General features: G+C 37.1%; 18 protein-coding genes. 7 read left to right on the top strand and 11 right to left on the bottom strand.

Annotated features, from left to right (window positions below; translation table 11 throughout):
• Positions 1 to 98 precede the first annotated feature (98 nt).
• Genes BM207_RS04175 through BM207_RS04165 form a run of 3 tightly spaced genes read left to right on the top strand, consistent with a single transcriptional unit; the run spans position 99 to position 1773 of the window.
• Positions 99 to 596, top strand: coding sequence for an RNA polymerase sigma factor (locus BM207_RS04175; protein WP_090992507.1), 498 nt, complete (start codon positions 99 to 101; stop codon positions 594 to 596).
• The gene (locus BM207_RS04170) at positions 583 to 1179 is read left to right on the top strand and encodes a hypothetical protein (protein WP_090992317.1); all 597 of its coding nucleotides are present in this window, start codon (positions 583 to 585) and stop codon (positions 1177 to 1179) included. The genes BM207_RS04175 and BM207_RS04170 overlap by 14 nt, the downstream gene beginning before the upstream one ends.
• 33 nt (positions 1180 to 1212) lie before the next feature.
• Positions 1213 to 1773 carry a DUF922 domain-containing protein gene (locus BM207_RS04165; protein WP_090992316.1) on the top strand — a complete coding sequence of 187 codons (561 nt, stop codon included), beginning with the start codon at positions 1213 to 1215 and terminating at the stop codon, positions 1771 to 1773.
• Between the two features lie 8 nt (positions 1774 to 1781).
• On the opposite strand, the gene BM207_RS04160 is transcribed toward BM207_RS04165, so the two are convergent.
• From BM207_RS04160 to BM207_RS04135, 6 genes are all read right to left on the bottom strand, one after another.
• On the bottom strand, positions 1782 to 2381 hold the full coding sequence (locus BM207_RS04160) for a hypothetical protein (protein ID WP_090992315.1): 600 nt from the start codon (positions 2379 to 2381) through the stop codon (positions 1782 to 1784).
• A 39-nt stretch (positions 2382 to 2420) separates the two neighbouring features.
• Positions 2421 to 4325: a beta-N-acetylhexosaminidase gene (locus tag BM207_RS04155; RefSeq protein WP_090992506.1), complete on the bottom strand. Its 1905-nt coding sequence runs from the start codon at positions 4323 to 4325 to the stop codon at positions 2421 to 2423.
• Between the two features lie 109 nt (positions 4326 to 4434).
• On the bottom strand, positions 4435 to 5403 hold the full coding sequence (gene trxB, locus BM207_RS04150; RefSeq protein WP_090992314.1) for a thioredoxin-disulfide reductase: 969 nt from the start codon (positions 5401 to 5403) through the stop codon (positions 4435 to 4437).
• An 88-nt stretch (positions 5404 to 5491) separates the two neighbouring features.
• The gene (locus BM207_RS04145) at positions 5492 to 6664 is read right to left on the bottom strand and encodes a dipeptidase (protein WP_245768019.1); all 1173 of its coding nucleotides are present in this window, start codon (positions 6662 to 6664) and stop codon (positions 5492 to 5494) included.
• On the bottom strand, positions 6664 to 7257 hold the full coding sequence (locus BM207_RS04140) for a toxin-antitoxin system YwqK family antitoxin (protein WP_090992313.1): 594 nt from the start codon (positions 7255 to 7257) through the stop codon (positions 6664 to 6666). The genes BM207_RS04145 and BM207_RS04140 overlap by 1 nt, the downstream gene beginning before the upstream one ends.
• 17 nt (positions 7258 to 7274) lie before the next feature.
• Positions 7275 to 8903: an acyl-CoA carboxylase subunit beta gene (locus tag BM207_RS04135; protein ID WP_090992312.1), complete on the bottom strand. Its 1629-nt coding sequence runs from the start codon at positions 8901 to 8903 to the stop codon at positions 7275 to 7277.
• A gap of 113 nt (positions 8904 to 9016) precedes the next feature.
• On the opposite strand from BM207_RS04135, the gene BM207_RS04130 reads away from it, so the two are divergent.
• From BM207_RS04130 to BM207_RS04120, 3 genes are all read left to right on the top strand, one after another.
• Positions 9017 to 9727, top strand: a complete 711-nt coding sequence (locus BM207_RS04130; RefSeq protein ID WP_090992311.1) for a hypothetical protein — start codon at positions 9017 to 9019, stop codon at positions 9725 to 9727.
• A gap of 69 nt (positions 9728 to 9796) precedes the next feature.
• Positions 9797 to 11038 carry a YaiO family outer membrane beta-barrel protein gene (locus BM207_RS04125; protein ID WP_090992310.1) on the top strand — a complete coding sequence of 414 codons (1242 nt, stop codon included), beginning with the start codon at positions 9797 to 9799 and terminating at the stop codon, positions 11036 to 11038.
• A gap of 12 nt (positions 11039 to 11050) precedes the next feature.
• Positions 11051 to 12211, top strand: coding sequence for a hypothetical protein (locus tag BM207_RS04120; protein ID WP_090992309.1), 1161 nt, complete (start codon positions 11051 to 11053; stop codon positions 12209 to 12211).
• Here BM207_RS04120 and BM207_RS04115 read toward each other — a convergent pair.
• From BM207_RS04115 to BM207_RS04100, 4 genes are read right to left on the bottom strand one after another with little or no spacing between them, the layout of a single operon-like run.
• Complete coding sequence (locus BM207_RS04115) at positions 12199 to 14226, bottom strand: LTA synthase family protein (protein ID WP_090992308.1); 2028 nt, start codon at positions 14224 to 14226, stop codon at positions 12199 to 12201. The genes BM207_RS04120 and BM207_RS04115 overlap by 13 nt on opposite strands.
• An 8-nt stretch (positions 14227 to 14234) precedes the next feature.
• Positions 14235 to 15665, bottom strand: a complete 1431-nt coding sequence (locus BM207_RS04110) for a glycosyltransferase family 2 protein (RefSeq protein WP_090992307.1) — start codon at positions 15663 to 15665, stop codon at positions 14235 to 14237.
• Positions 15662 to 16723 carry a HEAT repeat domain-containing protein gene (locus tag BM207_RS04105; protein ID WP_090992306.1) on the bottom strand — a complete coding sequence of 354 codons (1062 nt, stop codon included), beginning with the start codon at positions 16721 to 16723 and terminating at the stop codon, positions 15662 to 15664. The genes BM207_RS04110 and BM207_RS04105 overlap by 4 nt, the downstream gene beginning before the upstream one ends.
• Entirely contained in the window at positions 16720 to 17085 is a 366-nt protein-coding gene (locus BM207_RS04100; protein WP_090992305.1) for a response regulator transcription factor, read from the bottom strand. The genes BM207_RS04105 and BM207_RS04100 overlap by 4 nt, the downstream gene beginning before the upstream one ends.
• A 269-nt stretch (positions 17086 to 17354) precedes the next feature.
• Between BM207_RS04100 and BM207_RS04095 the strand changes: the two genes are divergently transcribed.
• Positions 17355 to 18086, top strand: coding sequence for a LamG domain-containing protein (locus BM207_RS04095; RefSeq protein ID WP_143095913.1), 732 nt, complete (start codon positions 17355 to 17357; stop codon positions 18084 to 18086).
• 5 nt (positions 18087 to 18091) lie between these two features.
• Here the strand turns inward: BM207_RS04095 and BM207_RS04090 are convergent, their stop codons facing one another.
• Positions 18092 to 18676 carry an LOG family protein gene (locus BM207_RS04090; protein WP_090992303.1) on the bottom strand — a complete coding sequence of 195 codons (585 nt, stop codon included), beginning with the start codon at positions 18674 to 18676 and terminating at the stop codon, positions 18092 to 18094.

The following is an 18676-nucleotide window of genomic DNA, read 5'->3' as shown; positions in this document are numbered from 1 at the left end:
TATTTGTGCAAAGTAAGCAAACAAATCTTATTTTTGAGCATAATACAGGTGTAACATCCTGGGTGAAATATTATCTAAACGAACAGGACAACAACTTAATGACCCAAAAAGACGTTTTATTTAAAGAAATATTCGATAAAAACTCTAAGAAGATTTTTCACTTATGTTATGGGTATACTGGTGATAAAGACTCTGCAAACGATCTTTTGCAAGAAACATTTTTAAAAGTTTGGCAAAACCTGGATAAGTTTAGAAATAAATCGCTTATTTCCACTTGGATCTATCGCATTGCCGTTAACACTTGCCTAACTTATTTACGATCAGAGAAGAGACAGGCAAAGGATGAGCTGACCGAGAACATTATTGAAAATAAAATCGAAGAATTCTCTGAAAAAAATGAGCAGGTTGCACTTTTGTACAAATCCATCTCTAAATTGGAAGAAAATGATCGCTTAATCATTACAATGGTACTGGATGAACTTCCTTATAATGAAATTGCAGATATCTCTGGTATCAGCGAAGGAAATTTAAGGGTTAAAATTCATCGTATTAAACAAAAATTAACCGAATTATACAATCAGCATGCAAGAATTTGATCAAATAGAAGCACTTTGGGCATCGCATACGGTTGACGTTAAGATATCTTCCGATGAGATGCTTAGACAAGCAAAAAAGGAGGTAAGCAATATGCGTACGAAATCGCTCTTAAATATAGGCGGTATGGTACTCTCTCTGTTGATTGTAGCCAGCTTATGGCTCTTCAATTTCGAATCGTCAACGACTCATATCGGAATTACTATTCTTGTTGTCGCCATTGCGGTATATACCGTTATCCTCTACAATGATTATCGCATTATTGCCAAAAGTGATTTCACCATTAATCCCTCCGAATTTATCTCACAATTAAAACTTTATCAATTAAATCGCCATCGCCTTTATAATCAACTCTACTGGTTTTATGCAGTTGCGTTGTCACTAGGCACCACTCTTTATTTTTTCGAATTACTCACGCACTTACAGTTGTGGGCGCAAATTCTTTTTGTAGGGTTGAGCTTTGGCTGGATGATATTTTGTTCGACGTTAGTCCGCAAAGCCGTAATAAAAAAGGATAAAGAACGAATTGCCTTATTAATAGAAAAATTTGAGCGGATTAGCGGACAATTTAAAGAACAACAATAATTTATTGGCACAGCTTTCGTTAGAGTAAAATCTATGAAGAGGAGTTGTAAAAAAGTGTTGGTCACTTTAAGCCTATTAGGTACGATCTTATTTTCCGGTTTTAATACCCAAGAACAAGAGGTTCTCCCAGAAAAAATCAATTGGCACTCGCACTTTTTGGCATCGCCTGATGAGCATTCACCTTATTTTGCACTAACTGCTACCCGTTGGCAATACAGTTATAATGCTCACATAAGAGGAAATAACCTCCATATCGATTTTAATTTTTTTGCAGGTGTAGACCCTGATAAATCATGGGTTAAACTAAACAAACTCAGAGGAGCAGAAAGTAAAAGGAAATTGCTTAATCATGAGCAAGGCCATGTAAATATCAATTTCCTGCTTTTAAAAGACGGAGAACAAAAAGTTCGTTTTCAACGATATACAATTCGTAACTATAAAAAATCAATTAAAGAAAACGCCAATAAAGTTAGTGCCTATTACACAGCCATGCAAAAGCAATACGATGAAGAAACTAAGCATGGGTCTGATGATATAAATCAAAAAAGATGGGATCGCCTTATTGAAAAAGAATTAATGAAGTATTTAGAATAGCTTTGACCTTATTCAGGCTTAACTTCTTTTGTTGAAAAGCGATTATCATTAAGTTTGTACTCAATCTTTTTAACTATTTTATCATTGTTACTCAAAGTAACGGGTACCGATCTAAAAAGCCCCCCATTTCTAACAAAGAATTTATCATTCCCATCATAACCCTTTTTAAGATCAGCGTTTAGTCCTGGAAAACTTATTTTCTCAAAACTGTTGGAATTAAACTCGTATACATTAAGATCATTCACGTTTTTTCTAACTACATATTGAATATATAACTCAGGGTTACCGTCGTTATCTAAATCCATATTCCATGCATCAGTAATTATCCCCTTACGTTCAATGGATAGAGATCTATAGTTGTTTTTAACGGAATCAGACATCAATAATAAATAGCCCCCGACACTATCAATTCCCCTGCCCCAGCTTACAATTTCAAAATAATAACCAGGTTTAATTTCAATGCTTCTATAAAAAGGAAATGGATTTTCAGATTTAGCCACTACTACTGCTGTTTTATTGGTTTTAACAGCATCATCGCTCCCACAAGCGGCGAAAACTAAAACATACATTCCCAAAAATACAATTTTGACAGCGCTTAAAAGTTTCATTTTCTATTATAATTCCCTAATGTTAATTTATTAAAAATTTTATTTCGTTTTTACTTCCGGTGCGCCATTATCAAACACAGTTTCTGCAACAACACTCCTTTTGCCACTAGGTGCAATAACTATCGTCTTTAATACTTTCCTTTGACCTTTCGGAACGTTTATCTTGATAGCTGTAACATATGCTGTAGCATTTTCCGACGGGCGATAATTATCTAAAGTATAGAAAATCTTCCCTCCTAGAATAGGTGTTTTCAATTCAATGGTAAAATTATCGCCTTGCTGCATTTTATCAGGCTGTCCGATTGCAGTAGGCACCCAGTAGTTTGTATTGGTTTGGTCCAACCGCGCTAAATGCAAAGGCACTCGTTCCTCTGAGAAATTCTTAAAGTCCTTATTGCTAGGTTTAGTCCATGCAATTTCCGCCAGAGAATATAAACGAGGTAAAAGCATAAATTCAACCTTAGCAGGAGTTTCAATATATTCCGACCAAATATTTGCTTGCACGCCTAAAATATATTTCTGTTGATCTGCAGTTAATTCTTTCGGAATTGGATCATATGCATAAACTTTGGCATAAGAGGCCAAACCACCGATAGTAAGTGGTTCATCTGGAGAGGCAGACTGTTTGTGGTCAAAATAAAGTCCTGCAGAACCAGGTGTCATAATTACATCGTGATTTTGTTGTGCGGCAGCAATACCTCCACTTTCTCCTCGCCAGCTCATAACTGTAGCATTTGGAGCCAAACCTCCTTCTAAAATCTCATCCCATCCAATAATAGATCTGCCTTTGCCATTAATATATTTTTCCATTCTTTGAATAAAATAACTTTGCAAACCATGCTCATCCTTAAGGTTATTATCTTTAATAAATTGCTGGCAGAACGGGGATTGCTTCCAATATTCCTTCGGGCATTCATCACCACCAATATGAATATACTTAGATGGAAATAAAGTAATTACTTCATCAATTACATTTTCTAAAAATTTAAAGGTATTTTCTGATGGGACAAAAACATCATCAAAAACGCCCCATGTTTGCTGTACATGCTTACCTTTTCTACTCCCAGACCAAGGAGTTTTATCACTTACAAAAGTATCTCTATCTGGAAAACAGCTCAATTCTGGATATGCCGCAATCGCAGCAGAAGCATGACCTGGCATCTCGATTTCCGGCACTACATTGATAAACTTAGTGTCCGCATAAGCAACTATCTCCTTCACATCTTCTTGTGTATAATATCCTTTGTAAACCTCGTCGTCTGTACCTCCAGTTCCTGGATAATTGCCTATCACTGTTCCATTTCTACTAGCTCCAATGCTGGTTAATTTAGGATATTTCTTAATCTCTATTCTCCAGCCCTGATCATCAGTTAAATGCCAATGAAAATTATTCATCTTATAGGACGCAAGAAGATCAATATATTTTTTAACAAAAGAAACCGGAAAAAAATGTCTTGCAACATCAAGATGGGTTCCCCTATATTTGAAACGAGGAAAATCATTAATAGTAGCAGCTTGAATGGTAATTTTATCAGCGTTCTTTTCAGGCATTAATTGCATAATCGATTGTACTGCATAAAACAATCCAGGTCCAGAACCAGTAACTTTGATCTGATTAGTAGATATCTGAATAGTATAACCTTCTTTGGGAAGAGATTCTGCCCCCTTTGATGTGAGAATTATAGCTCGTTGGCCTCCTGGTACTGACTTAGCTTCTCTCAGGGCAAACCCACCCTTCGTCACAATAAATGCGTTCAATAAATCGGCAGTTTTAGCATTATTTACTTCGTTACTGACTAGCACAACAGTTTTATCAAGTATAAAACTACCGTTCGCTTTTACAATACTCGAAGGTGCTGGGATGATTCCCATATTCACATCATGCTGAGCAAATACGTTAACAGTGAAAGCCAAAGCGGCCAAAAACAATACTGGTTTCTTCATTCTTAAATTGGATTTTGATAGGGTAAGATAAGGAAAAAAGACCAAAAAAGGAAACAAAAAAAGCTCTTTGAATGATTTCAAAGAGCTTTTTCAATTACTATAGCTATTACTAGAACAAAACTTTCACCTCATCAGTCTTTGCTGCCAAGTAGCGTTCTGCATCAAGTGCTGCCATACATCCCGAACCCGCAGCCGTAACCGCCTGACGATAATAATGATCCTGAACATCCCCACAGGCAAACACACCTTCAATATTTGTTTTAGCTGTACCAGGGATTGTTTTTAAATAACCAGTATCATCCATCGTTAACCAGCCTTTGAAAATATCAGTATTTGGTTTATGTCCAATAGCAACAAAGAAACCTTCAATATCCAGCGTAGTCTCGTTGTTAGTCTTATTGTTTATCACTTTAAGACCAGTTACATTTTTCCCGTTTCCTAAAACCTCGACCGCTTCAGAATTGTAGATAACTTCAATATTTGGTGTGTTAAGGACACGGTGAACCATAGCTTTACTTGCTCTGAATTCATCCCTACGCACTAACATATAAACTTTTTTACAAAGCTTGGCGAGATAAGTTGCTTCTTCGGCAGCCGTATCTCCAGCACCTACAATAGCAACATCTTGTCCTTTAAAAAAGAACCCATCACACACCGCACATGCAGAAACACCAAACCCGTTGTATTGTTGTTCACTCGGCAATCCTAACCATTTGGCAGTTGCGCCAGTCGCAATAATAACAGTATCAGCTGTGATTGTTTTAATTTCATCAACTACAACTTTATGAGGAAGTGAAGAAAAATCAACAGAGCTTACATAACCAAATCGAATTTGGGTGCCAAATCGCTCTGCTTGTTTCCTAAAATCTTCCATTAATTCCGGGCCCATAATTCCATCAGGATAACCAGGAAAATTGTCTACATCCGTTGTCTGGGTTAACTGACCGCCCATTTCCATCCCGGTATACATTACGGGCTTCAAATCAGCACGTGCCGCATAAATTGCAGCAGTATAGCCTGCCGGACCCGACCCTATAATTAAGCACTCAACGTGTTCTATTTCTTGTTCTTGTTGCATGTTGTATAAATAATGATGCAAATTTAAGCTTTAAGTCCTAAAGAGCAAAGGGCTTTTAGGAAAAGATGAGAATTCCAAGATAATTAAATTAGCGACTTTTGTTGGCCCTGAGTACCCTCAAAAAATTACCGCCCAGTATTTTCTCGATCGCCTCTTGTTTATACCCTCTCTCTAACAAAGCTTTGGTAATTTTTGGATAATCTGCCACCCCATCTATTCCCGCTGGAAAAGACTCCGCGCCGTCAAAATCCGCACCAAAACCCACATGGTCCACTCCAATTAACTTAACGATGTAATCTATGTGATCTATAATTACAGATATAGGTGTTCTTATAGCATTCGCCTCAGCGTGGTGCTGGGAAATCAGGGTGTCAATGGCATTGCTCCTACCATATTTTTGAGTTAAATTTTTCAACGCTACATCATGCTTTTCTAAAAACATTCTTTGTTTTCTATAATAAGTAGAATCTAAAAATCCGTTATAAAAATTTAATGAGATAACGCCTCCATTTTTTCCTACCGCAATAATTTGTTCATCCTTTAAATTTCGCGCCACTGGGTTCAGCGCATATACACAACTATGCGATACCAATACCGGCTTGCTGGTAACCTTCATCGCATCATAAAAGGCACGCTCTCCCACATGAGATAAATCAACCATAACACCCAACCTATTCAGTCTTTTCACCACTTTCCTTCCAAAATCACTCAATCCTGCATCCTCAGGTTTAACCTTTCCCGAAGTTTCTTCAGCAGCCGAACTGGCCCAAGACGTGCTATTGTTCCATGTTAAAGTTAAATAAATCATTCCACGCTTTGCTAACTGATCAAGGTTTCTTAAGCTATTTTCAATCATGTGCCCTCCTTCAACACCAATCATCGCCGCCAACTTTTTTTCTTTAACTGCCTGCATCAATTCCGCATAATTACGAACTAAAGCTATCTGACTGGGATACCGGTTGATTAAACTGTACAAGGAATCTATTTCCCGATTAGCTAAGGCATACCCCCCGGTTTCATCGCACCAGATGGAGAAAACTTGAACATCAAGCCCCCCCATCCGTGCCCTTGGTAAATCAAAATTCCCAGTAGTCTGTAATTTACCAATATCGATTCCGGACTTAATTTGGTTAAATAAGATATCTCCATGCGTATCTACCAATATCGCATTGTTGTGAATGGCGGTTGCAGATTGTGCATAACCAGCATAGCTTACACAAAAGAGCATGATGAAAAGTAGAATTTTCTTTAGGAATTTCATTAGTTTAATTTATTTTTCGACTTCCTTCCCAACGGTAACTGAATAACTCCGTCAATGTAGGTATCTTTTACTTTGCCGTTCAACCATTCCCCATCCTTCTTATCAAGTTTATAAGTTCCAGAAGTCATAAGTTTTCCTCGCTTGCTATAAGTTCCCGTAAAGCCATGTCTTATGCCCATTACATAAGTGATCACACTAAAAATTTTTCCATCTGGATAAAAATTAATCCACCGTCCATTTTGATAACCATCAACATAGGAACCTTTTCCAGCGATAAATCTTTCTTTACCTTCTATAAAGAAAAATGTGTCGTGTACCAAATTAAATCCCTCAATACTATTATAATATACGAAATTCCCATGTGGTATTTTCAAGTCTGCATCCTTAAATGAGCCAGTATAGATTAAATTGTCCGCTAGATCATAGGTTTTTAAAATAAAAAATTCCTCACCACTCAACTTCCCGTAAATACCGTAGGAAGTTGCTTTTGTAGAATCACTTATTACGTTGTCGCCAAGAAAATAAATTGGCTTTAACTGGGCAAATGCACAAAGATTAAAACCGAACAACACGAAAAAAAAAAGCCGCTTCATATCAATAAAAATAAGAGTTAAGTTTGAATAACCCCAACATTAAATGCTTTTTTTATAGGTGATTGATTAGCTGCTTCAATGCCCATCGAGATTACTTTACGTGTTTCGATGGGATTTATGATGCCATCAACCCATAGTCTGGATGCGGCATAATAGGGTGTGGTTTGACGGTTATACCGATCGGTTATTTCTTTTAACAATTCAGCTTCCTTTTCGGGGGTAATTATTTCACCTTTGGCTTTTAAGGTGGCCTCCTGAATTTGCAAAAGCACTTTTGCCGCTTGTGCGCCTCCCATTACAGCGATTTTTGCACTTGGCCAAGCATAAATTAAGCGAGGGTCATAGGCCTTCCCACACATAGCATAGTTACCTGCTCCATAGGAATTGCCTATCACAATGGTAAATTTCGGAACAACTGAATTAGCCATTGCATTGACCATCTTTGCTCCGTCTTTAATAATTCCACCCTGCTCTGAACGACTCCCCACCATAAAACCAGTTACATCTTGTAAAAAAATAAGTGGAATTTTCTTTTGGTTGCAGTTCATAATAAATCGGCTTGCCTTATCTGCACTATCCGAATAGATAACCCCACCAAATTGCATCTCACCATTTTTTGATTTCACAACCTTACGTTGGTTAGCCACAATCCCTACTGCCCATCCTTCAACTCTTGCTAAACCACAAATAATACTCTGTCCGTAAAGTTTTTTATATTCTTCAAACTCACTATCATCAACTAGTCTTTCTATAACCTCCCTCATCTCATAAGGCTTCTCTCTATTATCTGGTAAAATGCCATATAAATCATCTATTGATTTCTTAGGAGGGACCGCTTTAACCCGATCAAATCCGGCGTTCAATGGTGCGCCAAGCATACTCATAATCTTTTTGATGCTATCTAAACAAGCCTGGTCGTTAGGATGCTTGTAATCTGTGACCCCTGATATTTCACAATGGGTGGTCGCCCCTCCCAAAGTTTCATTGTCAATATCTTCACCTATAGCCGATTTAACCAGGTAAGACCCCGCTAAAAAAACAGATCCCGTCCCTTCCACAATCATCGCTTCATCGCTCATAATGGGTAAATATGCACCACCTGCAACACAAGACCCCATAATGGCGGATATTTGCACAATGCCATCTGCAGACATTAATGCATTATTTCTGAACATCCTCCCAAAATGCTCCTTATCAGGAAAAATTTCATCTTGCATGGGAAGAAAAACCCCCGCACTATCGACCAGATAAATCACAGGCAATCGGTTTTCCATAGCAATTTCCTGCGCACGTAAATTCTTTTTGGCGGTCATAGGAAACCATGCGCCCGCCTTTACTGTAGCGTCATTCGCTACAATCATACATTGTCTTCCGCTTACATAACCAATGCCACAAACCACACCTGCACTCGGACAACCGCCCTGCTCAGCATACATGCCGTCTGCGGCAAAAGCACCCACTTCTAACCATTCGCTGCCCTCATCCGTTAAATAAGCAATTCTTTCCCTGGCTAAAAGTTTGCCTTTTTCCTTTTGCTTAGCGGCATTTTTCTCTCCCCCGCCTGCATATATTTTCTGCAACCTAGTTTTTAATTCGTAAACCAGTTGCTTATTTGCATCCTCATTTTTATTGAATTCTATATTCATGCTAGCAAGTTAAATCTTATATCTTTAAAACTCAAACCTGTTATGGTATTTAGTTTAACCCAGTGCGGAAACAAAAACTAACAACAATATTTAAATTAATACGTTATTCACACATGAAATACTTTTTTCTATGTTTTTTCATCGGTTTAAAAGTCTGCGCTGCCCAAACATTTAGCTATCCGAAGTTTGTTAAACAAGGCAGAACATTAGAAAAGTTAGTCCCACAAAACTGGAAAATTATAGACACCGCCTATGGGGATCTAAATAATGATCAAACTGATGATCTAGCATTTGTCGTAGAATATCATTTGCCAATTGCCGAGAACAGGGCCTATGGGGATAATGAAACTGAACTGATTAAAGAATTTCAAAAACCAAGGGTCTTGGCAATTTACTTTAAAAACCCACAATCTGGCAATTTTGCATTCGCATTACAGAATAACAATTTCATTTTAAGAGCACACGAAGGCGGAGGAATGGGAGATCCATTCAAAAACATCAATATTGCCAATCAAAATCTTCAGCTATCATTTGAAGGAGGTAACAATTGGAGGTGGAAACTTGATTATGATTTCAACTACCGGAATAAAGATTGGAGCTTAATCTTAGCTAATAATATTTATTACCATATCGGATCGGGAGAAATGACTGAAAAAAAGTATAATTTTCTGGATCGAAGAACTTATCTTGTAACAGGAAATATTTTTAATAGAAATAGCGGCAATCAGCGTACTGAAGAGGTTCTTTATTTCAGCGATTTAAGAACTTTCGACACCTTTAAAAAACCGTGGACTTGGGAAATAACCAAGGATAATTTTCTATAATTTGTGTATTCTTAAACACAAATAAATTAGTTTTCATAACTTTAAAGTCTGAGCAATTAATCCATACCTATGCATTTAGCCAAAAAGACTTTATTGTCTACATTTTTTATTTTTTTTATTTTTCAACTAGCCAAAGCCCAAACCGCAGATGAACTTTTTATAACTGCTAGAAAAAAAGCATTTGACGAGAAAAATTATCCGGAGGCTATTGAATTAGCCAAAACAGCATTGACAAAATCTCCAGATTATGCAGATATAAGGGTGTTTTTAGGGAGATTATATACTTGGACAAAAAAACTTGATAGTGCCAGGGCCACATTCAATACCATTATTACCAAACAACCCGACTATGAAGATGCCTATGTAGCCTGGGGCAACTTAGAGTTCTGGAATTACGATACAAAAAAAGGAATTGAGATCGTAGACCAAGGTCTAAAAAATATTCCTGGTTCAGAAACCCTTTTATTGCTTAAAGCAAAGCTTTTAGCCGATTTAAATGAATGGCAGAGCGCAGAGAGCATTGTTAATCAGGTTATCAAAAACAATCCTCAGCAAACGGAAGCAAGAGCGCTATCGGCTAAAATTAGAGAAAACAGCGCCTTAAACAAATTCGGAATAAATTATGATTACATTCATTTCGACAAACAGTTTAATGATCCCTGGCATCTTTTAAGTATAGATTATGGTCGACAAACGAGCATAGGCGCCGTTATCGGAAGGATTAATTACGCTAATAGATTTAATAGCAGCGGCCTACAGTTTGAAATGGATTCCTATCCAAAAATCGCTCGTAACCTCCAAGCTTATGTAAATGTTGGCTATTCTCCCGATATGGGAATTTTTCCTAAATATAGAGCAGGCTTCTCCTTATACGCAAGCTTACCGCTAAGTCTGGAATTAGAAGCTGGTTTACGTTTTTTACGCTCTCAAGACAACACCTGGATCTATACTGCATCGGTAGGTAAATACTATAAAAACTTTTGGTTCAATTTAAGAACCTTCCTTACCCCCTCTACCACTAGCTTATCTCAATCTTTTATATTGCAAACACGCTACTACCTGAGAGGTGCTGATGATTATTTAAATTTAAGTTTAAGCACCGGATTGTCCCCAGATGAGCAACGCAATAACATCCTCATAAACGCAACCAATTATAAGTTAAAATCAAATGGGATAATGTTGGGCTACCGAAAATCATTCAAAGCTTTCAACATCGTCAATTTTAAAGCTGGTATCGAAAACCAAGAATATTTTAAAGACACAAAAGGAAACCAGCTGATCCTCGGAGTAGGATATATTAGAAGATTTTAGCATTAGCCACAGATGAATTATAAAAAAATAAAAATTGCTCTCGGGTTAATAATATCCCTGCCCTTCTTAATGTTGCTCTGTTGGTTTGTTAGTCCAAAGCAAAAATTAGTTATAGCTATCGTAGATAAAACCGTACTCGATCAAAAGGGACAGGAACATATTTCTTTAAACTGGATTTTAAACCATCATAAATATGCGAAAAATAAGACCGAAGGCTATAAAATAGAACGAGACTATTATGGCTTTTTCCCAAAGGATGACGAACAATTTAGCATCCGGGGTTTAGAAAGATTCTCGCCATCGCAGTTAGCAAAATTAAGTGAAGATGCAGACCTGGCCTATTTTACTGACACTTATGGCATTTACAATAAGGAGTGGTACCAACAAAAAAACGATCAAAGAAGTTCAGGTATCCTATATGGCGGATTAAGCAATCGCGATTTAGCATTCATAAAATTGATGAAAGACAAGAAAAAGTTGATCATCACGGAGTTTAATACAATTGGCTCACCCACATCACCGGAAATCCGCACCCAATTCGAATCTTTGTTTGGGATGAAATGGAGCGGTTGGACCGCTAGGTATTTTAATAGCCTCGATACCAATATTAATAAGGAATTACCGGTATGGATGGTTAAAAATTATAAAGCCATCAACAAAAATAGATGGCCGTTTAAAAAATCAGGTATCGTATTTGTAAGTGAATTAGATCAAATAGTCATTCTGGAAGACTCCACCCACCTTGCTCATTCCATGCCTTATATCCTTAGTACCCCTAGTGCGCAACATCAATTTGGCCTACCCGAAAAAATAAAATATCCCTTTTGGTTTGATGTAATCATCCCTAATGAAAAAATCAATATCATTGACGCCAAGTTTAATTTAAGTCTTAATGCAAGTGGAATTGCAGCCTTAAAGAAATTTGGTATTCCCCCTTCGTTTCCTGCTGTACTCAGACAAAATGCTGCTAGCCCGAAGTTCTATTACTTCTCTGGCGATTTTTGCGATAATCCCATCAGCTTAACGACATCTTATTTTAAGGGTATCTCTTTCTTTAAATTTTTGTTTTATGACACGGAAGATCCCATGGAACGAAACAGCTTTTTCTGGAACTTCTACAAACCCCTTATCACTAATATCTTAAAAACAGAACAAATGAATCAACGCAATTGATAGCGTTTAATAATACTGTCAGGAAGCAACTTGCCGCCATTGCTTATCTTATCATTTTTACGTTTAAAATTATCAAAGGCATTGTTCAGTTGCTTTAATTTCTTTTCGTCTTGAATCGGCGTTTCTTCAAGATCTACATTAAGTTTAAATAACTGATTCCCGTTAAGATGATAATCCCCTTGAATAAAATCTACCATTGCTGTTTTGGTTTGCATAAGGGGATAGCTATGTATATTTCTAAATGATCGTGCTGTATCTAGTCCGCCACCCATCCAACCAGCTCCAGTTGGAAGATTCAATTTACTGCTTTTTTTCAAGAGCCTCAACAGGCTCGGTGTAATATCGAAATGTGTAGAAATAGACTCGAATTGCGCTGTACGTTTTAACAATGGAGAAAAGATAATTAAAGGAACATGAAAACGATCAATTTTATTTCTCAAGGGTATCTCTGCCATGCGATGATCTCCGGTAATGAGAAAAATCGTATTGGCATAATCTGGTCTTTTCTTATACGCATTGATAAAATCCCTAATTGATTCGTCAGCATATAGTACACTCGAGTACTGATTAGCGAAATTCCTATAATTCATTTTTTTAGAATCATCAAATCCTAACAAGCTCATTCGCTGCTCAAACTGCTTCTTATACCTATCCTGATTCGGAACTAGAAAAGGATCATGGGTTGCCACTGTTAAGATAACACTCAGGGTTGGGCTTCCCATTGGATGATTACCTAAGTAATGTTTGTAAACTTGGTCATCAGCATATCCCCAGGTAAAACCATTAGCCTTTGCTGGTAATTTACGATAATTTGATGGAATGGTTTTAAGATCTTCAACTGCATTAACCCCATTTTTCTTTAAAAAAATAGCCATATTGTCAAACTTGGAATCGCCACCATAATAAAAGGAAGTCCGATATCCATTATAACTTAACAAGCTATACAACGAAAGATGATCAGGCATTTGGGCTCCCATTTCTAAAATGCCATTTTTCGAAAAAGGCATCGAACCCATCATAGCAGGCAAAACCCCAAAAGTTCTTCCACCAATGCTTAAAAAATTCTTCCAGTATAAACTTTCGCCCGCAAGCGAATCCAAATAGGGAGTGAAATTACCTAAATAGGCTCCTTCGTTGGTAAAAGCGCGACCCAAACCTTCAACCATTAAAATGACAATATTTGGTGGCGATTGAATTGGCTTAAAGAAGGGAGATAGAACATCAGGAGCCTCGTTGGTATGATAAAAGGGAAAAGCTGCTTCACTCGGATAAACAAATGCATCCCCCAAACTTTCGTTCCCTTCATATTGTTCAATATATGCATCCGCATAAATATCTGTTTCCCGACTAGCCGGCAAAAAATAATTTACACTGGAAGTTAAAAAATAATCAGCCTTATTGAGGGAGAGGTTTTGATCATATTCATTTCGCAGGTCAATCATACTACTGTACTGCTGAACATTCGTTAGCAATGCCAAAAATGCGATAATCGAGATGATCAGTACAAAAGATAGCTTTACTTTGATTCTTCTAGATAAAAAAATAAGGACAAAGCCAAATACAACCAGCATCAAAATCAGACTGATGATCGTAACAATATTTAGCGCAGAAGATGCTCCTAGCGTTTGTTGAATGTCGGCTAGGGAATAACCGAATAAATCTGCCCCCAGAGGAACGAGGGAAGTATTAAAATAGGTAATCAGCAGCAGCTGGGAAATTGACAACAGAAAAAGGGCAATAAGTCCTGTAACCCTCGCTAGCGTCGGTTTGATAAAGTAAAGAACGATATAAACAACAGTGATACACACAACTACTTTTAGCCAAAACATAATGTCAAACCATACTGATAACGCAATAAGCTTTAACATAGATTCGGGAAAGGTTCTTGTGATACCGTTGTATAATACTTCAAAAATCCTTAAGATCAATAAGATGACCAACCAGGCCAACATTAACTGCATGATAGAGGTAATGGCCTTAAAAAACTTCTCTCTAAATAGCTTAATATTCATCATCAGTTATCTCAATTTTCCTTTTTTGGAGTGTTAAAACCCTGTCTCGTCATCTCGCCCCAGGCGTTCTTCTTTTGAATTAAGTCTATATTCCCCATTACAGCCGACCATACCACATATGGATGAAAAACAAATGGTTCAATAAAAGCAGTGAGGATTAGCTTGAGGATATCCTTTCTACGTTTGTACTGATTATAAGTTAGCACTTCCATCAAAATTGCAAACACGGAATACAAAAATCCAAATGTAAATACCACGGCTAACAATCCGAAAAAGAAGCGCCAATTCGTCAAGCCTAACACACTAAACAATATAAAAAAGAACATCCCCACAAATTCGATAATAGGCGCTAAAAACTCGAATAAAAACCAATAGGGATAACTCACCATCCCTAAAAATCCATACTTAGGATTAAAAAACATCACTTTATGCATCTTTAAAGTCTCTATTGTACCCCTTGTCCAACGATTACGTTGCCTGCCCAATATCTTAAAATCAGCAGGTGCTTCTGTCCAACATAACGGATCGGGTATAAACGCAACTTTATAAGGAAGGTCTAATTCTTCCATATACCTTCTCATCCTCACCACGAGCTCCATATCTTCACCAACCGTATGGTGGTCATAACCTCCACATTTAATCACGATCTCCTTATCAAATGCGCCAAACGCACCAGAAATCAACAACAAGCCATTTAGTCTGCTCCAAGCCATTCTGCCAAGCAAAAAAGCTCTGATATATTCGAGCGTTTGTACCCTCGGAAGCATCTTTTTAGGCAAATTAACCGCTACCAATCTTCCTCCTTCAACTACGCAATCATTCGCTATTCTAATTACACCACCAGTTGCAATAACTCGCTGCTTGGTATTCTCTAAAAATGGTTTGGCTAACTTAAGTAAAGCGTCCTGCTCTAAAATACAGTCTACATCAATACAAACTATATAATCCTTTTGGGCAATATTAACACCTACATTTAAGGCATCAGCTTTACCTCCATTTTCCTTATCCACCACAATAAGCTTCTTGTAAACCTTATTCCTGCTTTTATAAACACCTCTAACAACCTTTGTTTTTATCTGCTCATTTACAAAATATTCAGTTTTGTAAAGATTGTAAGCCTCAATTAACTTCGAAAGTGAATCATCCTTACTCCCATCATTTATAATAATAACCTCGAGGTTTGCATAATGAATAGATAGCAAGGAGCGCACATTCTCAATCACATTCGCACCCTCATTATATGCCGGGGCTAATATACTCATACCGGGTGCCTGACTAGCACTTGCTAATTGCCGGAAGTCTGTAAAGCTGTTTTTAAAAAGATGGGTTTTAACTTCTCCAATAGAATAAATCCCAATAAAAATATAACAGCTAAATAGCAAAACAGAATAAGCCAGGAGCCCATAAGTAAATATGTCAACTATAATACTCTGCCAACTCATGTTAGAAGTTCTCCCTCAATTTGTTTAATAATTAAGCTCAAGGGCGCAACGTTCGATTCTGGCAATAAACGCAATTGAACAAGTCCATTCGGTGAAATATTTGCTATGGTTCTCACTAGTGTACGCTTTTGTTCTGGCTCTTCCTGAGCTATAAACGAAACCAATACTGGTAGATCCTCTTCCGAACCAATTTGCTGAAGCGCCTTCGCTATAGCAATCCGGTTTTTAAGTACTTCTTGATCATAACGCTCCAATAGTATAGCAGAAGTAGATTCGTTATATATTTTTTCGAGCGCCGTAATTGCTTGATAACGAACTCTATCCGATGAACAAGCTAAACAATCTACCACTTGCTCGTGTAATTCAAACCGATGAAAATTCTTAACCAGTTTCAAAGCGAAAATAACAACACTCTCATTATTTGACAACAGCCAATTTTCTATCCCGTTAAAATTACTTGCCGGCAAATAACTCAACTCATTCAACAGTTTAATTTGTTGCCAATCGTTAATCTGATAACTCACTACATCCAAAAATCTTAATCCCTCAAAACCAGTTAATTTTATGACCGCAATTTGAGCTTCCATCCTGACTAACTCATTCCGATGATTAGTTTGCCTATATATTTTGCTCAAGTAGTTTTTCAAGTTCATAATGCCCAAGTCTTGAAGCGCTTTTGCCTTTATGTACCATTTTTTACTCGAAAGATCTTCCAATGCAAATTCATCCAGTTTTAACTGTAAATAAAGCCGCTGTAGAAATAATGCCGCAGTGCCCGACATATTCTTCTTTGCCGACAATATTTCCTGCGTTAATAGATTACGGAATCTCTTATTCTTAAGCAAAACGGTTGTTCTATGGTGAATGGGAAAATGAACTAGCCCAGGATCAGCCTCCTCATTAAAAATCGCATCTCTTACCAGGATTTCTGCTATATTCTTCCATTTCCTGTGCTTACTGCCTTGAACATTTATAATTTTTAGATAAACTAATATAAAGGCGATTATTAAAACAGCAAGAACAAAGAAACTTAATGCAACTACTTCAAAATAAATCATTTTTGAGATGCCATAGCAAACCGCCTTACTCTAATAGAAAGTTCACTAGGACTAAACGGTTTTGTAATAAAATCATCAGCACCCAGCTGAAAAGCTTCTAACACTACATCCTCCTGTCCCATACCAGACAATATTATAATGGGAGTATATTTAACTCTTTCTCTTAATGCTGCTACAATTTCCAAACCAGAAGTATAAGGCATCATAATGTCTGATATGACTAGATCTGGACTAGAATCTTCAATTCTTACTAGAGCATCTCTCCCATCTCTCGCAATAATAACCTCGTGTCCATCTTTTTTAAGACGCATTTCTAAGGTTCTTAAGGTTAAATCATCGTCTTCAGCAATCAAAATTTTCATAACTAGATACTTACAAATGGAAATGCAAAAAGTTTTATATTAGCTACCTAAAAATTATACTTTTACCTCACTAAGATAAGAATTAACCGCTGATTAATTAAACTTAAGCTTCAAATTAATAGAAATATATACGCATATTTGCGTACAGCTAATAATCGTTCGTGATGATAAACCGCTACAATCAGAAAAACCGGAAAATTAATTACTCCTACATCACATTATCATTTTTAATGTTAATATTGTGCGCCTCTTGTAAAAAAGAACTTATAATGGAACCAATAAAGGATAAAAACACTTTACCATCAAATACTGAGGCAAAGAGAAATCCGGTAAATGAAAATGTAGCAATAAGCAACAGTATTAGTTTCAGTTGTTATCAATGGAAAACTACCGATTCACCAAACGACAGAAAAGCGCCAGGAAATAACTATTGGAGCAGTAAAGGCGTATGGGTAGATCAAAATGGATATCTCCACTTAACTTTAACAAAAGATCCTAAATCAAATAAGTGGTATTGCACTCAACTAGTTTCCGAACTTAAATTTGGAAAGGGGATTTATGAATTTTGGATAGAAGGACGCGTAGACCAACTAGACAAGAACGTGGTATTTGGCTTATTCAATTATGCAGGGGTTGACTATTTCGACGAAATGGATATTGAATTCTCTAAATGGGGCACTGCTAAAAATCCAAACCTCCATTATACGGTGTATCCGGAAGAATTTTCTACCGCTAAGATATGGAGTTCATCTTTCAACTTTTCTTTAGATGGACCTTATTCAGTACATCGGATCATGAGGTCGGATGCCACGGTGAAATTTGAGAGCCAATACGATTTCCAAGGTACAAAAACGAATGTACAAACCTATAGCTCACCATATATCAGTAAAAAAGAAATGCCAATCTATATGAATCTATGGCAATTCCAAAATAAAGCACCCTCCAATAAAAAAGAAGTAGAAATAATTATTAGAAAATTCGTATTTACACCGCTGCTGTAGCGTATTTAAGTCAAATTTCGATCCCTAAACCAAACATCGTCTGGCGTAGCGGTAAAACTTTGCATCTTATCCAATAAAACCTTAGCATCAGTTTCATTAAATACCAGATCCCTATTATTTTGTTTTAAGAAGCGATTTTTTACCATTACATCCAACTGCAAAAATAAGGGATCATAAAAACCCCCTACATTCAGCACACCAATAGGTTTAAAATGCAAACCTAACTGCAGCCAGGTTAACACTTCAAAAAACTCCTCCATCGTACCAAATCCCCCTGGCAGAATAATAAATCCATCAGATAAGTCGGCCATTTTCTGCTTGCGCTGATGCATATTCTCAGTCACAATCATTTCAGTAAGCCCCGCGTGACCAACTTCCTTATCCATCAAAAATTGTGGAATTACACCGGTCACTTCACCGCCTCTTTTCAAAACTTCATCAGCAATAACCCCCATCACTCCAACGCTTCCACCTCCAAAAACCAAGGTAATATCTCGTGATGCCATTGTTTCCGCTAAGTCTTCAATTGCATTTTTTAAGATCGGATCGCCATTGAAATTCGAGCCACAATACACACAAATAGATTTCAT

Source organism: Pedobacter insulae (assembly GCF_900113525.1).
GTDB lineage: Bacteria > Bacteroidota > Bacteroidia > Sphingobacteriales > Sphingobacteriaceae > Pedobacter > Pedobacter insulae.
The sequence above is the reverse complement of the archived record's forward strand: the minus strand, read 5'-3'. Positions and strand labels throughout refer to the sequence as shown.

Coding starts and splice junctions, on each gene's coding strand:
- BM207_RS04175 (WP_090992507.1), top strand. CDS start 99: ATGACCCAAAAAGACGTTTTATTTAAAGAAATATTCGATAAAAACTCT.
- BM207_RS04170 (WP_090992317.1), top strand. CDS start 583: ATGCAAGAATTTGATCAAATAGAAGCACTTTGGGCATCGCATACGGTT.
- BM207_RS04165 (WP_090992316.1), top strand. CDS start 1,213: ATGAAGAGGAGTTGTAAAAAAGTGTTGGTCACTTTAAGCCTATTAGGT.
- BM207_RS04160 (WP_090992315.1), bottom strand. CDS start 2,381: ATGAAACTTTTAAGCGCTGTCAAAATTGTATTTTTGGGAATGTATGTT.
- BM207_RS04155 (WP_090992506.1), bottom strand. CDS start 4,325: ATGAAGAAACCAGTATTGTTTTTGGCCGCTTTGGCTTTCACTGTTAAC.
- trxB (WP_090992314.1), bottom strand. CDS start 5,403: ATGCAACAAGAACAAGAAATAGAACACGTTGAGTGCTTAATTATAGGG.
- BM207_RS04145 (WP_245768019.1), bottom strand. CDS start 6,664: ATGAAATTCCTAAAGAAAATTCTACTTTTCATCATGCTCTTTTGTGTA.
- BM207_RS04140 (WP_090992313.1), bottom strand. CDS start 7,257: ATGAAGCGGCTTTTTTTTTTCGTGTTGTTCGGTTTTAATCTTTGTGCA.
- BM207_RS04135 (WP_090992312.1), bottom strand. CDS start 8,903: ATGAATATAGAATTCAATAAAAATGAGGATGCAAATAAGCAACTGGTT.
- BM207_RS04130 (WP_090992311.1), top strand. CDS start 9,017: ATGAAATACTTTTTTCTATGTTTTTTCATCGGTTTAAAAGTCTGCGCT.
- BM207_RS04125 (WP_090992310.1), top strand. CDS start 9,797: ATGCATTTAGCCAAAAAGACTTTATTGTCTACATTTTTTATTTTTTTT.
- BM207_RS04120 (WP_090992309.1), top strand. CDS start 11,051: ATGAATTATAAAAAAATAAAAATTGCTCTCGGGTTAATAATATCCCTG.
- BM207_RS04115 (WP_090992308.1), bottom strand. CDS start 14,226: ATGATGAATATTAAGCTATTTAGAGAGAAGTTTTTTAAGGCCATTACC.
- BM207_RS04110 (WP_090992307.1), bottom strand. CDS start 15,665: ATGAGTTGGCAGAGTATTATAGTTGACATATTTACTTATGGGCTCCTG.
- BM207_RS04105 (WP_090992306.1), bottom strand. CDS start 16,723: ATGATTTATTTTGAAGTAGTTGCATTAAGTTTCTTTGTTCTTGCTGTT.
- BM207_RS04100 (WP_090992305.1), bottom strand. CDS start 17,085: ATGAAAATTTTGATTGCTGAAGACGATGATTTAACCTTAAGAACCTTA.
- BM207_RS04095 (WP_143095913.1), top strand. CDS start 17,355: ATGGAACCAATAAAGGATAAAAACACTTTACCATCAAATACTGAGGCA.
- BM207_RS04090 (WP_090992303.1), bottom strand. CDS start 18,676: ATGAAATCTATTTGTGTGTATTGTGGCTCGAATTTCAATGGCGATCCG.